Raw genomic sequence first — 14949 nt, 5'->3', positions numbered from 1 at the left:
CAGCTTCGCAGAAGGCGAATGACTGTGCCGTCATCTGTCCGCACCCAGCAGAGCCCGTCCGTGCCCCGGACGGGTGCCCTCATGGACCCTGCTCATTCTGCGATCTTCGTGGCGTCATTGACCGCAGTCTGTGTGCTGATCGTCGTCGTTGCTCGCATATGGTTCTCTACGGACGTCGAAGCAGCCGCATCTTCGAGTGGGGTCATCGCCGCAATTTCCTTTGCCCACGGCATGACGCTTTTCGTGATCCTCGGACGGGATCGGATCACTATGCCGGGACTGTTCATGGCATCGAGTGCGGCAATCGTCGGAGTCAGCGGATTGCTCGTCATACCAGATCCGTCTTTTATCGTCGGCTCCCACCCTGAGGCCTACCTCAATACGGCTTTGTTCGGCAGCACGCTGACTCAGATCGGGATCGGAATGCTCTGCCTGAGATCCGATTCGATAGGACGTCCGGATGAGTTGGTGCTGCCTATCCGCTACGTGCGGTGGGCCCTCGGCGCCGGAGCCGTCACACTCGCGGCCACAGTTCTTCTAGGAGATCGGCTAGGGGTGCTGTCAGACGGATTCGGGTCATCAGCGATTCTGCTCATCTGCATTGCGATTCTGCTCAGCCCGCGCGGTCTGAAGAACCCCTGGAATACAGCGACCATCGCCGGTGCACTTCTGGTGTATCCGACCGCCATCATTTCGGGGACCGGCCGTCTGCGGGCCATTGCGCTCATCTTGGCTGCTGTCTACATCTTCTTCCTCAGGTATGGTCGTCAATGGCTGAAAGTCGTCGGAGTATTCCTTGCCCCGATGATTCTTGCGGTGTTGGGTGTATGGCGAAGGGAATACGAAACTTCGTTGAGCGGCGAGCACGGGAACGACACCGGCCTCTCGTCGATGTTTGTCGGCATCGGCAACTTCGGGTCACTGATACATGACTTCGACCTCGGAGGTCTCCCGACTCTCGGAGCATCGCTTCTGTCACCATTGCGGGCAGCGCTGCCCGATGGCTTTGCGCCTGACTGGATACCCGACGCTATCGGCTATCAACTCGCTGCTCTGACAGATCCGCAGCTGTATGAAACCGGATTCTCCACGGTGGCAACCGTCTATGGTGATCTCTGGTGGAATTTCGGAGCGCTGGGCTTGGTGGTCGGGGTCCCGCTTCTCGCTGTGATGCTTGATCGCATCGACTCATGGACGATCCGCAGCTACCGCCGTACTGTCCAGGGGCCACGCGACCTTCTGCTCTTGGTGTTCTTCGCAGCCCTATTGGGCGGAGTCGGGGACATAGTCTGGTCCGGATTCCACACATGGATAGTGCGAATGTACGCGCGAATTGCAGCACTCGTCGTCCTCTGGCTGCTCACCTTCTACGTTCCGCGGCGAGTCATTCCGCAATTCGTCTCCTTTCAGCCACGGGAGCAGACGAAACCCGCTGACAAAGAATACTCATCTGCCGATTCCCTCAGCCGCCGACGCCGGCGAACGGCCCACTATGTGAAATTCTCAACCGCAACGGGACCACGATGATCGTCGATCTCGGCCCGACTTCGGGTGAGAAGAGCAAAGCGTGCGTGCGTCGGCGCTTGCTGCTGTCTTCGTGCTCAGTCAGTACTGCCTGTTTCGATACAGTGATCCGAGTGGTCGGTGTGAATGTCGAAACGCACTCGAAGGAGGATTTCGGATGAAGAATTCGAACGGGCTGAAGGTTGTCATTGCCTCTGCCGCGCACCGGGCGCATTATGTGGAGTGGTTCAAGACGGCCTTGCGATCCGAGGGAACCCACGGCGAAATCATCGCGTTCGAGTATCGAGATACGGCACCGACCTTGTCTCTGGCAGACCGTGGCGTGGTGATGCCGGCATACAACTCTCCTGAGTATCGCGAAGAGGTATTGAGCTGGGTTCGGAGAGAATCGCCTGACCTCTTTGTCTCAGTCAATGACTACGAGCTTCAGGTATTGGCCGGCGGCCTGGCAGAAGAGCTGCGCAAGGGTGGCTGCACGGTCGCAGCACTCGACGCCGAGGCGCAGAACATCGTCCTCGACAAACATCTGATGGCTGCGAGACTGCGTGACCGAGGACTTCCCACCCCTGTAACCTGGCTCGGCAGTGAGGCTGACATGGCGCAGGCGACGAACTCGGGTGGCAGATTCATGGTCAAACACCGTTTCGGAAGCGGATCAGACGGGCTTCGCATTGCCACTGGTGAGACTCTGCAGGAAATGGTCATCGAATCGGCGAAGACGGCAAGAGACGCAGGCGGACGACCGACAACTCACGGCGACGACGCCGTCATCATCCAGACCCTCTTGCCTGGAACGGAGTTCGGCGTCGATGGTGTGTTTGCCCTCGACGGGACCGGCCGTCTGAATGGGGCACTTGCGCGGCGCAAGGACCGGATGAGAGGCGGAGACACCGACGTCGCTACAACTGTCGCGGCGAAGGGCTTCACCCGGGCACTGGTCGAACTCGGGGGCCTCCTCAGGCCAGTGGGGCCGATCGATGTCGACTTCAAAGAAGACGCCGACGGGTCCCCTCAGATCATCGATATCAATCCGCGGTTCGGTGGAGGGTACCCGTTCTGTCACCTTGCGGGATCGGATGTTCCCGCCTATCTGGTCCGTGAATTGGCGGGACTGGCCGATGCTCCGTCGCTGTTGGACTATGAAGTCGGGGTGACGACGGCGAGAAGAGACGAATTCTCCGTTCTCCGTTGATAGCGCCGACCAACGGCCAGCACGAGCCGATGAGGAGTTTCAGGGCCCTGCCTGAGGTTCTGTCAAGAACCAGCCGCGACCGGGGCGGGTACCGATGCCGTGGCATCGAGCCACGAATGTCCGCTCAGATAATCGGCCACGGAGCCCCTCCGCCTCACCAATTTCAGAGAATCGTCGTTCCGGACGAAGACAGCTGGAGGGAATTCGATGAAGGACGACTGGTAGGACATCGTGTAGGCGCCGACCCGGTAGAAGACGATCCGGTCACCTTCCGACAGCTGCGGCGCGTCTCTCAGGACTGTCAGGCGATCGTCCTCCATACAGGTGAATCCGCAGATAACCTGTTCTGGAAACGATTCCTCAGAAGCGGCATCGATTCGCACATCGAACTCCCGCTGCCTCCGAAAAAGGGGATCGATATCGGTACGGCTGGCATCGGTGACAACGTACCGGTGATCTCCGACGTCTTTGACGTCGACTACTTGTGAATGAAATTCCACAGGCACTGCGATGAGGGAACCGCCCGGTTCGACGATCAATTGAGTTCGATCGATATCGACCGCTCCCTCGAGTCCTCTGCGAATCGTCGACACATATTGGTCGAATGTCGGAGCTCCGACAGGACTGCCGAAGAACCCGCCGCCGATATCGATCCATTCGAGATCGAGGTCGAACTCGGAGATGAGCTCGGCAGCGAGTTCTGCCGACGCCTTATAGACTCCCAAACTCTGTGTGAGCGAATTCCGGTGCATATGGAGACCAGCCACCCTCACCCCTGCGGCCTTCAGCGTGGACATCGCTGCGCCGAGTTCACCGTTTTCCGCATTGAACCCGAAACGGCTGTGCTGTCCCGACGTCGTGCTCTCCCCGGGACATCTCTCTTCGAGATTCCAATTGACACGCAATCCCACTGAAAGCGTCTGCTCGGGCTCCTCCTTGGCAAACTCGGCGGCCCACCTGACCTCTCGTTTTGAATCCAGGTTGACGACTGACCCGTGGGCGAGGGCTTGCCGCAAGCGCTGCCGACTCTTGACCGGGCCATTGAATACGATGCGATCCGGGCGATATCCCACGGAAAGCGCAAGTTGGTACTCGGCATCCGATACCACCTCTGCCCAGACGCCTTGCGTATTCATGAAAGACAGAAGCCATGGCAGCGCATTCGTTTTGAAAGAATATGACAGCACTGAATTCGGCCATTGATTCAAAAGTGCTTGGCGAAATCTATCGATGAATTCTTCGAGGACTGATGAGTCCAAGACAAAAGCCGGCGTTTGGGGCTCGTGCTGCCGGGTCCCGTGCTGCGCCACTTCAATCACCCTCTTCTGTGTTTCATGTCGTGTATTCAAGCAGTCTACGGAGAGCAGTTGGGGTGCGGGTGCGTTCCGCTGTTTATTGCGGAGAACCGCATACTGCCATCGGGGCGTCCGATGATAGAAATAGAATCAAGTTAGCGCGGGCAGATCTGAATCTCAGTTTTCGCAGTAATCTCCTGCGTCCTGATGTTTGAATTCTGTAATTCATGATTTTGGTCCGGGTGAAATCCATCTATACAGAATTCGCTTGATGTACCCAGTGAGCGTGCTGACTCGTGTGGTCTCATTCGCGGTTGAAACGGAAGCTGGTTGCCAGTCGTGTCCAACCGAAGAAGCCGCCGACTGCACTCCCCGACGCCTTCCGGCCGGGGAGACTCAGACCAGACCGAGGAGGACGGTATGACAGCAAAGCAAGAGACGATCATCATCAGCTCAGCCGGGAGGCGTCTGTACCTCATCGACTGGTTTCGCGAGGCTTTCGAAGCTCTTGGCCTCGAAGGGCGAGTGATCGTTGCCGAAAACGATCCGACAAGCTCCTCCGCTTCCTACGGCGACGTCGGCCGGAGTCTGCCGAAATACGATGATCCGGACTATGGTCCAGAGCTGATGCGCCTGGTTGTCGAATTCGACGCCAAGATCTTCGTTTCGGCGAACGACTACGAGCTCATGCATGTCCATGTGAAGAGCGGACTTGCGAACTCTCTTCGGGAGAGCGGCGTGCTAGTGCCGGGAGTATCGGCAGCATGGCAGGCCGGCTGCGCAGACAAGCTGCGGATGGCGAAGATGCTCGCCTCCATCGAGGTTCCGACGCCGGCGACCGTCAGCGGCGCGGATGACCAAGGAATCGATGAGCTGAGTGCTCAGACCGACGAGTTCGTCGTCAAGCACAGATTCGGCAGCGGGTCCTCGGGCCTCCGGGTGGTCTCAACAGATCACGTTCGTCAGGCGGTGACAGAAGCCGCGCTTTCTGCCCCGTCGGCAGGTGGGCATTCGGGTACCCGGGATGATGTTGTAGTGCAGCCGAAGCTCCCGGGAACCGAATACGGTGTCGACATCATCGGGAGCCTCACAGACAGCGGAATGCTCAGCGGCGTGCTGGCGCGCCGCAAGGTTCGCATGAGGGCCGGAGAGACGGACAAAGCCGTGACCGTCGACCCCGCACCATTCACTCGAATCGCTGAGCGGATCGCCGGAGCGTCAGACCTGACAGGGCTCATCGACGTTGACGTGTTCGTCGATGACTTCGGCGAGGCTGCAGTGATCGACATCAACCCTCGGTTCGGCGGTGGATATCCATTCGTCCACCTTGCCGGTGCAGATGTGCCTCTCTATTATCTTGCACAGGCTTTTGGGGTAGACATCGGTGAAGGCTGGAGTCGATATGAACAGGACGTCGTCTCCGCAAAATATGAGAGCATTCGCGTCACGGGTTGACGAAGAGGACCCAGACGAGAACTCGGTGAGGTTGAGATGAAGCCCCTCTCAGCTGCCGACTTTCACGCTTCTGCGCGAATTTTCGCCGAGGCGGGTGGCGAAGTCACGCATCTTGTGCGTGGCATCCGATTGGACTAGGCCCCGAAGCGTCAGCAGCGAAGAGAATGCGGTGTAGATTCGCGGCCGCAGCGGCAGATCCCAGACGCCGATGTATTCGTGCGCATCGGCCCCCATGCCGGCTTTGAAGTGAATCAGGCCGGCAGTCGGAGCATCGGGGTCCAAGGTATCTTGGACTCCGCCGATATCGATGACTTCGACTCCGTCTGCGATAGCACGTCGGATGATCTTCCAATAGAGGGCATTTGACGGTCTCGCCTCGGGCCTGAGCGTGCTCGTTGCGGCAAATATGCCTTGCACCCTTCGACCGAGCTGCGCTGTGGCCTCAGCAGCAAGTATCTCGCCATTGTGTCTGGCGACGTCAAACGTGATTCGACCGGGGAAGTCCACTGCCAAGGTTGTCAGGACTGACTCGATGTAGCTTCGAGGCTTTGCAGTGAAATGGTTGCGGTCGGCTGTCTCCGCCAATATTCGGAGCACTTCATCGAGATCTGCCAGTTCGCCGGTCTGCGCTTGCACTCCCGCGCGCTCGGCCTTGCGGATGTTCTTCCGCCACGTCTTCGACATTCGTGACGAGACGGCCTCCTCTGAGCCGCCTTCCAGCGAAAGATGGAAATTGAACCTGGGCTGGCTGGCTTCGGCTTCTTTGTTGCCGCGGACTTCCTTCCATCCGAGTCGTGACAATTGCCGCGCGGTATTGGTTCCGACTGGATTGGTTTCGTCAGGGGTGAGATCGTCGAATCGTACAACGCCGGGATCCGCGAGTCCCTTTTTCACAGTGTCGGCATGCCAGCTTCGCAGCGGCAGCGGCGGAGCGATCCTGACGGCGAAGATGTTCTTTGCGCGTAGATGTGCGGTCAGGGCCTGCAGCTGCTCAAGCGCATCCGGGGCGGCCCAGTCGATAAGCGGCCCCTGCGGAATATATGCAAATCGGAGCCGAGTCCCAGGCAGATTTCTGAACTTGACGAGCGTCGCAGCGACCAGTGCTCCCGTACTGTCTCGGATACCCAATACCTCGTAGTCCCAGATCTGGCCGCGTGCGTTTCCCCATTGTGGAGTCTGCTGGTAGCTTGCGGTCTCGAAGTTTTCGAGGAACTGCTGGTACTCGGCGCTTTCAAGGCTTTCAACAGTATGCATGGAATCAGGGTACGGAGGTGCGAAGGGGGTAACCGCAGATCACGATGCAACTTTCGTGCATCCGCACTCCATTGGCGGATGACCGCATATCGCTCCAGTTGGTCGACATTTGCCGACGGATGACAGGCACATTGAGAGTCCGGACAGGTCAGCAAGCTGCGTGCTGGTTGTCCACTTGATGACGGCTGGACGTAAGAGGGGAGCTCACGTGTACGTCGATGAGCGTGACGCGGGTGTGATCCGCCGAGATGAAGGATGGGCGACCATGAGCTCGAATGCTGAAGGGAAAGCGCAAGATCCTCGCCTCAGTCTGGGAGATTTCATCGTCGAACTCGAATCCTCAGGCGTGGGCCCGGTCGACACCGAGCTCTGCCACCTGCTGTGGACGGAATGCGCCGGTCGTGCTCACTTCGCCGAGGCGGTCCTCCGTGCCGCAGCCACCGCAGGGGTCACGGTGGTCCCCGAATCCGTTTCCTTTGCCGATTGGGTCGTCGAGCTGTGTCCACGGCTGTCCCTAGAGCTGGGTCCTGGTGACACTGCAGCAGCCTCGGTGCTCGCTCAGCTCAGCGCTGTGTCCGAGATGACCGCCGTGCGGGCGCTGACCGCGGTGGCTGATGACCTCCTCGGCGGTATTGGGGTCAACGATCCTGAAGGAGTCCTGAACCGACTCCACTCCAGCGGGATACTCACTCGCGTTGAGGATTCGGTGCGGGGATCGCTGCTGCGAGTTCCAACCCTCATCGCGGCCAAGCTGCGATATGACCTCACCACCACACCCGATGCGGGGCCTGTGGTTGCCTCACTTCTCGAGGTGCTCATCGAACATATGGAATCGGCAGGCACCGTCGAGCCCGAACTCCTCAGCGACGTGCTGCTCTTGGCCCGACACGGCGGCTATTGGCCCCAGCTCCTGCGAGTGACCGAGGCAGTGGGCATACCGATGTTCCTGCTCACTCCGCGGACCGCCTGCACCGCGTTTCGTCTTCTGCCGCCCAAGACTCGTGCGAACTGGCCCGGACTCGAATTCTTCGGAACACTCGCCGAGGACATCGACGCCGATTCTGCTGCCGCCGATCCGACACGCATCCGTGCCGCCGCGATCAGGCATACCGGCCCGGGACTGCTGAGGCCACGACTGCCGCCGATCCTCGGCGACTCGGCACCGGGAGAAGATGAGAGCGGAGAAGTCCTGCTGGACGGATTGCCGGTGGATGTCATCGACACCGTTCGTCAGCTGATCGGTCTCGCCGATTCCGGCCGACACGGTGATGCCGCAGAATTGGGCATCCGTGCCGCGGCGAAGATGCCCAGTGTGCGTGGGCGTTCCGTCGTCCGACTCCTCACTGCGATCGCACTCCACCATGCAGCCAAGTCTCGCCGGGCACTGTCCCTGCTCAATGAGATCGAGGGGCCCGCTCGGGCCGGTCACATCGACGGCGACTTCCTGCTGCCGGCAATCATCGCGTGGACGGCTCTCATCTCGGCCGTCAGCGGCGACTGTGAACGAGCCGATATCCATCTCGCGTTGGCAACAGAGTCGTCCGAGCTCAGCCGAGTCGGTGCCGGAACCGGCTCTGTCGCAGGTCGTTCAGCGACACGGCCGAGCGTCATCATCGACGAGCTCGTCACTCCGCCGCTGCGTATCGCCGCGGCGCTGCGGGCCCTCGACCGTCTCGACCTGCAACGCGCTCAGACGGAATTCGATGCGTTGTCCGCATATCCCGAGCTGCGAACGCTGTGGGTCTATCTGCCTCTCATCGCTCGGACCTTGGCAGTGCTGTCCGCAAAGTCCGAATCAGGGTTGCTCTTCGTCAACGATGATGCCGAGCGGTATCGCGATTCCGGAGTCCTATCCGCAGCCGAGAAGGATCTGCTTGCGTTCGGACGCAGCATGGCCTTCATCGCACTCGGCCAGCTGCGGTGGGCCGAGCTCGACCGAGAGAGGCTCTCGCCGGCGTGTGATGCGCGCATCGTCCTCGACGTCCGCTCAAAGCTCGTGGCCGGGCGCAACGACGATGCGATCGCGTGCGCCGACACCTGGTTCTATCACCGTTCGCTCAGTCCGCGCAGCCGCGCAGAACTCGCCGCCATCAGAGCAGCAGCCAAACTGCGCACTGGGGACGAGGCTGCAGCGCAGACTGATTTCACGATGGCTGTGAGTCTTTCGACCTGGGTGGGCTCGCTTCTGCCGCTTGCACTATTGCCGCTGACCGATCGCAGTCGACTCGTCGACCTCACGGCTGACTCGCCCGTATGGGCGGAAGCTGCGAATGAGTTCTCCGTGACCTTCGCTTCACCGGCGCAGCTGATGGAGCGGCTGCGCCATATCGGCTCGGTCTCCGTGGACCTGGCAGAAGCGCCGCAGCTCAACGTCGGCGAAGCCCAACTCATCGACCTGCTGGCACGTGGCCTGTCCGTGGCTGAGATCGCCGGCGAACTGCAGCAGGTCACCGGAACCGTGAAGAACCGTCTCTCCGCTCTCTACCGCAAATTCGGAGTGTCGAACCGGGCGGACGTCCTCAGCCGCGCCCGGTCCTTGGGGTACCTCACGCCGTAACCAGGTCCCGCCTTCGGAACCCGACCATCCCGGCCCCGACGAGGACCACAGTAATGCCGACCAACCACAACACCGCCTCGGCGGAGAGATCCTGGGCCGGATATTGGCCGATATGGGTGAACAGGGACAAATCGAGGACCGCATCGTCGAGCTGCATCAGCCCGCCGAAGAGCGCGAGCACCGCCGAGGCGCCGAAGACGATCCAGCTCAGGCTCATCAGCCGCGGGGCGAGGCCGTAGAGCAGGTAGGCGAATCCGAGCAGCGCCCAGATCGACGGCGTCTGCGCGAGATGCCCGAGCAGGGTCGGCCACAGCAGGGACCAATCGTCCATCGACATCGCCGCTCCCACCCCTTCACCGAGGCCGGCCATGCCCATCAGCCAACCGGCCCCGACCAGAGTCACCACTGCCCAGGAAACCAACCACCCGCCGCGGGAGACCGCTGTCGCGAGCACCGGCTCCGTGTGGAAGGAGGACTCCTCCGACCGCAGCCCACCAGCAGCGATGACCGCATATGCGGCGACGATGATCGCGAAGTACAGGGCCATGTATCCGAGGTAGCCGTCGACGATTCCGGACCGTCCGCCCATGATCGACAGGATCTCCGGCGGCATCCCCGCCGCCCCTTCGTCCATGGGCCCGGTGAACGATCCGAACACCACACCCATGACCAGCATGCTCATCGACCACCAGATCAGGCTCGATGCCTGCAGGCGCAGCGCCAGACCCAGTGGCGTCGACAGCAGCGGTCCCGCCTGCGACCGGCCTAACCGTTCGGCGACGATCCCGGCTCCCAGGTCACGACGTGACTGAAAGACGACGGCCACGACGACGAGGACCGTGAACAATCCGGCCGAGTACAGCAGCGGCCACCAGCGGTCGAGTGTGAACGGTGCCGTCTGCTGCGCCCACCCCAAGGGCGAGAGCCACGACAGCCAATCGAGTCCACCCCCGGACACGTGCGACATATCGCCGATCCCGCGGAGGACGAAGCTGAGTGCGAGCACCGCTCCGGCCATCGACGAGGCGGCCCTGGCAAACGCGCTCAGCTGCACAGTGATCGCGGTGACGGCAGCGAAGACACAGCCCACCGCGCCGATTCCGACCGTGAACAGCACCGTCGCCGACCACGAATCCGGTTCGGCCTGAGAGAACCCGAACGCCGCCGCCATGCCCGCGCTGAGCATGAGATTCATGAACATCGTGAGCACAAGGGCAGCGATGAGCTGAGTGTGCCGACCGGTGACGCCGGCGCGAACGAGTTCGGCCCGCCCCGACTGCTCCTCGGCGCGCGTGTGGCGGGAGATGGTGAGGATCGACATCAGAGCCGCCCCGATCATGAGGAACACCCCGTACATGCCGACGATGAACCGCGGGATCGTCACCTGGTCGAGCCCGTAACCCGGCCCTGTGATGAGCGCCATCACCGGATTCTTCGCGAACGCCGTCATCGCCTGCAGCGAATCCGAATCCATGACCACGGCGATCGCATTCGCGAAGTACGCGGTGAGTGCAGAGAGAGCAAGCACCCAGATCGGCAGCCACAGGCGGTCCCGCCGCAGCATGAACCTCAGCAGATGCCCCAACCCTGCCAGGTTTCCCTCGCCGAGGCGGCCACGCCGAACACGTTCATGTGCACCATGATGATGCCCGGTTCGCGGTGAGTTCCCGGGACCTCCGTGGACAGTGCGATCCCCGTCGTCCGTGTATGCGGCCAGCAGATTCATGACTCCTCCTTGCCGTAGTGACGCAGCAGCAGCTGCTCGAGGGTCGGCGGGGTCGCGGTGAGCGATTCGACATCGTGTTCGCCGAGCGCCCGCATGATACGGGGTAGCTGCGCAGTATCGGCGCTGAAATGCAGTCGCGAACCTTCGCGGACGAGGTCGTGGACCCCGGTCATCTCGGACAGGGCGGGCACATCGTTTTCGAGTCCGACGGTGATCGTCGTCCGCGACAGGTGCCGCAGCTCGGACAGGGTCCCCGTCTCGACGATGCGACCGGAACGGATGATCGACACCCGATCGGCCAGGGCCTCGACCTGCGCGAGGATGTGGCTGGAGAGCAGCACCGTGCGACCGGCGTCCTTCGCCTGTCGGATGCAGTCCTGGAACACCGCTTCCATAAGCGGGTCGAGTCCGGCCGTCGGCTCGTCGAGGAGCAGCAGTTCGACATCCGACGCCAGAGCTGAGATGAGTGCGACCTTCTGCCGGTTGCCCTTCGAATAGGTCCGGCCTTTCTTCCGCGGGTCGAGGTCGAAGCGTTCGATGAGCTCATCGCGACGACGTCTGTCCACGCCTCCGCGCAACCGGGCGAACAGGTCGATCGCCTCACCGCCGGTCAGCCCCGGCCACAGCTCCACATCGCCGGGGACGTAGGCCAGGCGGCGGTGCAGGGGCACCGCCTTCGACCAGGGATCCTGGCCGAGGAGGCGCACCGTACCCGAGTTGTGTCGCAGGATTCCGAGCAGAATCCGGATCGTCGTCGACTTGCCGGCGCCGTTGGGGCCGAGGAAGCCGTGCACCTCGCCGCGGGCGACCTCGAGGTCGAGACCGTCGAGGGCGCGGACGCGTCCGTATGATTTCACGACGTCCCGCATCGAGATCGCCGCCGAGGCGGATGCGCGGCCGTCGTCGGTGCGACGGGTGCGGGTCAATGTGCTCATGGTTCCTCATCTCCTGGTTGAGAATTGTCGGGGACGGACTCGAGGGCACCGTGCAGGTAGAGGTCGAGCAGATGCGGGGCGAGTCTGGTCATCATCGACGTGGTGTCATCGGTGCCGAGGACCGAATGCAGGCGGTGCTCGAGCAGGGAGGGGGCCAGGGCCATGACCGCGATGGTCGCCGCCTGTCCACGGGAATCCTCGCTCTGTCGAAAGGTGTAGCCGGCGAATCCTTCGGTGATATAGGACTCGACGAGGTCGACGTAGTGGTCGAAGTAGCGCTGGCCATGCTCGCTGGGGTCGAGCAGGGACTTGACGAGGTAGTCCACAGCGGTGGACATCTCGGGGTCGTCGAACATCATCTGCACTGCCATGGTGGCGTAGCCGGCGTTCGCCGCCTTCGACTCAGCGATTCGCTCGAACACGTGTTCATCACATGCGCTGCGCAGCCCGTCCTTGGAACCGAAATGGTGGATGACCAGGCCGGGGGAAACCTCGGCGGCCGCGGCGATGCCGCGGACAGTCGTCTTCGTGAACCCGTGGCGGGCGAACTCGGCGACGGCGGCCGAGAGGATCCTCTGCGCCGTCTCCGGTGAGGTGTTGGGAGAGCGGCGCGAGTTGGAGTCGGGATTCGTTGAACGCATGTTTAATATTAAACGCGTGTTCAATGTCGAATGTCAACGGGTCGCGAAAATCATTGCCTGCACCTATTTACATACAACCATTCGGTTGTATGATTGATCGCATGAAAGGACTTCTCGATGACGAGGCGGATGCGCTGTTCCAGGCATTGGCCGACCGCACCCGGCGCGATATCGTGCGCCGAGTCGCAGGGGAAGGGCTTTCGGTGTCCGATCTGGCCGCCGACTACGACATGAGCTTCGCCGCAGTGCAGAAGCACGTCGCAGTTCTCGAACGTGCAGGACTGGTGACGAAGCGCCGAGTCGGCAAGCGGCAGATCGCTCACGCAGAGGTGGGTCCGCTTCGCACCATCAGGAGCATGCTCGCCGAACTCGAAGACCAGTGGGTCGAACGAGTGCAGAGAATCGACGACCTTCTGGCCGGGGACGAACAGGCCGGGTCGTGAGGCAAACCACCGCAATGCTTAAGGAGCAGCCATGCCGGTCATCGATACATTTCATGACGAAGAGACACTGACGCTGACGATCGTCGCCGAGTTCGCGGCGCCGCGCGAACGGGTGTGGGAAGTTTATGCCGATCCCCGCCAGCTCGAGCAGATCTGGGGTCCGCCGACGTATCCGGCCACGGTCGTCGACCATTCGCTCGAGCCCGGCGGCAGAGTCAAATACTTCATGACGAGTCCGGAGGGCGAGAAATTCTGCGGACTGTGGGAACTGACCGCCGTCGACCGTCCCACGCGCCTGGAGTTCCGCGACTACTTCGCCGATGAGGACTTCACCGTCGTCGAATCGATGCCCGGAAGCAGCTGCATCTACCGCTTCGAAACGACCGAGACCGGGACTCGTGCCACCTACGAATCGGTCTTCGACTCGGCCGAGGGACTGCGCACCGTGCTGGAGATGGGTGTCATCGAAGGCTCGACCGGAGCGATCAACCAGATCGACGGTCTGCTCGCCCGGCAGTGAGCTGGTGCGGCCAGCGCCCTGCCTCTCCGCAGTACTTCAGTTTTCCTCTCGGGCCTGCATGGAGTGCGCCGGGGCGTCGGGTCGGACGGGAATGATGAGCGCCAGGCCGACTGCCAGGACAATGAGAATGCCCAACGTCCCGGCGCGCTGGAAGCCGAAGATCTGGATCGCCAAGGCGAACATCGCCGGGCCCAGGAAGCTCACGGCCCGTCCCGTCGTGGCATAGAGCCCGAAGTTCTCCCCTGCCGATTCCGGCGGAGTGATGCGGGCCAGGAACGACCGGCTCGAAGCCTGGACCGGACCGACGCAGAAGCTGAGTATCAGGGCACAGGCCCAGAACACGGCCGCCTCGGCGCTGAAGAGAATCGGCAGCCCGCCGAGGATGATGACGATGAGCCCGGCGATGATGACGGGTTTCGGTCCGAGCCGATCATCGAACCACCCTGCGATCATCGCCCCGGCGCCGGCGGCGACGTTCGCGGCCACGCCGAGGATGATGATCTGGGAGGCGGAGAACCCGTAGCTGCCGGCGGCGAGGACGCCCGCGAAGGAGAAGATCGCGGCCAGGCCGTCCCGGAAGACCGCCGAGGCAATGAAGAACCGCAGCGTCTGATGCTCGGTCGACCACATCCGGATCAGACGGCGTGCGAGTGCGGCGTAGTCGGCGATGAATGCCCTGATCGGGTGTCCGCCCGAAGTGCCCTTGACCTTCGCCCCTGGTGCCGAGAACAGAGCGGGGATCGCGAAGATCGCAAACCACACGGCGGAGAGGACCGCGACGATGCGGAACCGCAGGCCCTCCTCGTCGCTGGCGCCGAGGAATCCGACCTCGGGTTGGATGACGAGGACGAGGAGGATGACGAGGAGGACCAGCCCTCCGACGTAGCCCATTCCCCAGCCGAATCCGGAGACCTTGCCGACGTTGTCAGGTGTGGTGATGCGGACCATGATGCCGTTGTAGGACACCTCGGCGAATTCGAAGAAGACGCTGCCGACGGCCAAGAGCAGAAGACCCAGCCACAGGTAGTCGGGGGAGTCGCGGACGAAGAACAGGCCGAACATCGTGAGCACGACGATTGCGGTGTGCACGCCCAGCCACAGGCGATGCCGGCCCCCGACATCGGCCCGGGTGCCGGCGGCCGGGGCGACGACGGCGATGACGAAGCCGGCCGCAGCCATCGACCAGCCCAATGCCGAGGATCCGGCCTCCTCGGTGGCGGCGACGGACTTTGTCAGATACGGGGCGAAGACGAAGGTGATGATCACGGCGTTGAAGGACGCCGAGCCCCAGTCCCACAGAGCCCAATTGAAGATGCGCAGGCGATTGCCCGAACCGGTGCCCGAACCGGGCGGAGTCAGCGTCGAGGCCATGAGGCCACTGTACTGAATGCCGCGGCCGAAACGAGG

12 protein-coding genes are annotated in these 14949 nt (G+C 62.1%); 6 read left to right on the top strand and 6 right to left on the bottom strand.

Annotated elements, in window-relative coordinates; genetic code table 11:
- The first annotated feature begins 81 nt into the window (after positions 1–81).
- Together AC3CD9_RS13950 and AC3CD9_RS13945 are read left to right on the top strand one after the other, a co-directional pair.
- Entirely contained in the window at positions 82–1527 is a 1446-nt protein-coding gene (locus tag AC3CD9_RS13950; protein ID WP_488364485.1) for a hypothetical protein, read from the top strand.
- 154 nt (positions 1528–1681) lie between these two features.
- Positions 1682–2716 (top strand): ATP-grasp domain-containing protein, encoded by a 1035-nt coding sequence (locus AC3CD9_RS13945; protein WP_488364484.1) that lies wholly within the window; start codon positions 1682–1684, stop codon positions 2714–2716.
- 62 nt (positions 2717–2778) lie between these two features.
- Here the strand turns inward: AC3CD9_RS13945 and AC3CD9_RS13940 are convergent, their stop codons facing one another.
- Positions 2779–4035 carry a type III PLP-dependent enzyme domain-containing protein gene (locus AC3CD9_RS13940; RefSeq protein WP_488364483.1) on the bottom strand — a complete coding sequence of 419 codons (1257 nt, stop codon included), beginning with the start codon at positions 4033–4035 and terminating at the stop codon, positions 2779–2781.
- A 315-nt stretch (positions 4036–4350) separates the two neighbouring features.
- On the opposite strand from AC3CD9_RS13940, the gene AC3CD9_RS13935 reads away from it, so the two are divergent.
- Positions 4351–5466: an ATP-grasp domain-containing protein gene (locus tag AC3CD9_RS13935; RefSeq protein ID WP_488367555.1), complete on the top strand. Its 1116-nt coding sequence runs from the start codon at positions 4351–4353 to the stop codon at positions 5464–5466.
- A gap of 48 nt (positions 5467–5514) precedes the next feature.
- On the opposite strand, the gene AC3CD9_RS13930 is transcribed toward AC3CD9_RS13935, so the two are convergent.
- Complete coding sequence (locus tag AC3CD9_RS13930) at positions 5515–6720, bottom strand: lipid II:glycine glycyltransferase FemX (protein ID WP_488364482.1); 1206 nt, start codon at positions 6718–6720, stop codon at positions 5515–5517.
- Positions 6721–6985: 265 nt separating this feature from the next.
- On the opposite strand from AC3CD9_RS13930, the gene AC3CD9_RS13925 reads away from it, so the two are divergent.
- Complete coding sequence (locus tag AC3CD9_RS13925; RefSeq protein ID WP_488364481.1) at positions 6986–9277, top strand: helix-turn-helix transcriptional regulator; 2292 nt, start codon at positions 6986–6988, stop codon at positions 9275–9277.
- On the opposite strand, the gene AC3CD9_RS13920 is transcribed toward AC3CD9_RS13925, so the two are convergent.
- Genes AC3CD9_RS13920 through AC3CD9_RS13910 form a run of 3 tightly spaced genes read right to left on the bottom strand, consistent with a single transcriptional unit; the run spans position 9267 to position 12579 of the window.
- A complete protein-coding gene (locus AC3CD9_RS13920) occupies positions 9267–11003 on the bottom strand; it encodes an ABC transporter permease (RefSeq protein WP_488364480.1) in 1737 nt (578 codons plus the stop codon). The genes AC3CD9_RS13925 and AC3CD9_RS13920 overlap by 11 nt on opposite strands.
- Positions 11000–11938, bottom strand: coding sequence for an ABC transporter ATP-binding protein (locus AC3CD9_RS13915; RefSeq protein ID WP_488364479.1), 939 nt, complete (start codon positions 11936–11938; stop codon positions 11000–11002). Before AC3CD9_RS13915 ends, AC3CD9_RS13920 begins: the two co-directional genes overlap by 4 nt.
- Positions 11935–12579, bottom strand: a complete 645-nt coding sequence (locus AC3CD9_RS13910) for a TetR/AcrR family transcriptional regulator (RefSeq protein WP_488364478.1) — start codon at positions 12577–12579, stop codon at positions 11935–11937. Before AC3CD9_RS13910 ends, AC3CD9_RS13915 begins: the two co-directional genes overlap by 4 nt.
- A 101-nt stretch (positions 12580–12680) precedes the next feature.
- On the opposite strand from AC3CD9_RS13910, the gene AC3CD9_RS13905 reads away from it, so the two are divergent.
- Both AC3CD9_RS13905 and AC3CD9_RS13900 read left to right on the top strand, forming a co-directional pair.
- Positions 12681–13022 carry an ArsR/SmtB family transcription factor gene (locus tag AC3CD9_RS13905; RefSeq protein ID WP_039212082.1) on the top strand — a complete coding sequence of 114 codons (342 nt, stop codon included), beginning with the start codon at positions 12681–12683 and terminating at the stop codon, positions 13020–13022.
- A gap of 31 nt (positions 13023–13053) precedes the next feature.
- Positions 13054–13542 carry an SRPBCC family protein gene (locus AC3CD9_RS13900; protein ID WP_488364477.1) on the top strand — a complete coding sequence of 163 codons (489 nt, stop codon included), beginning with the start codon at positions 13054–13056 and terminating at the stop codon, positions 13540–13542.
- Between the two features lie 36 nt (positions 13543–13578).
- Here the strand turns inward: AC3CD9_RS13900 and AC3CD9_RS13895 are convergent, their stop codons facing one another.
- Complete coding sequence (locus AC3CD9_RS13895; RefSeq protein ID WP_488364476.1) at positions 13579–14913, bottom strand: MFS transporter; 1335 nt, start codon at positions 14911–14913, stop codon at positions 13579–13581.
- Positions 14914–14949 lie beyond the last annotated feature (36 nt).

Source organism: Brevibacterium sp. MGP-B1, assembly GCF_057766545.1.
This window is presented reverse-complemented; position numbering and strand designations above follow the sequence as displayed.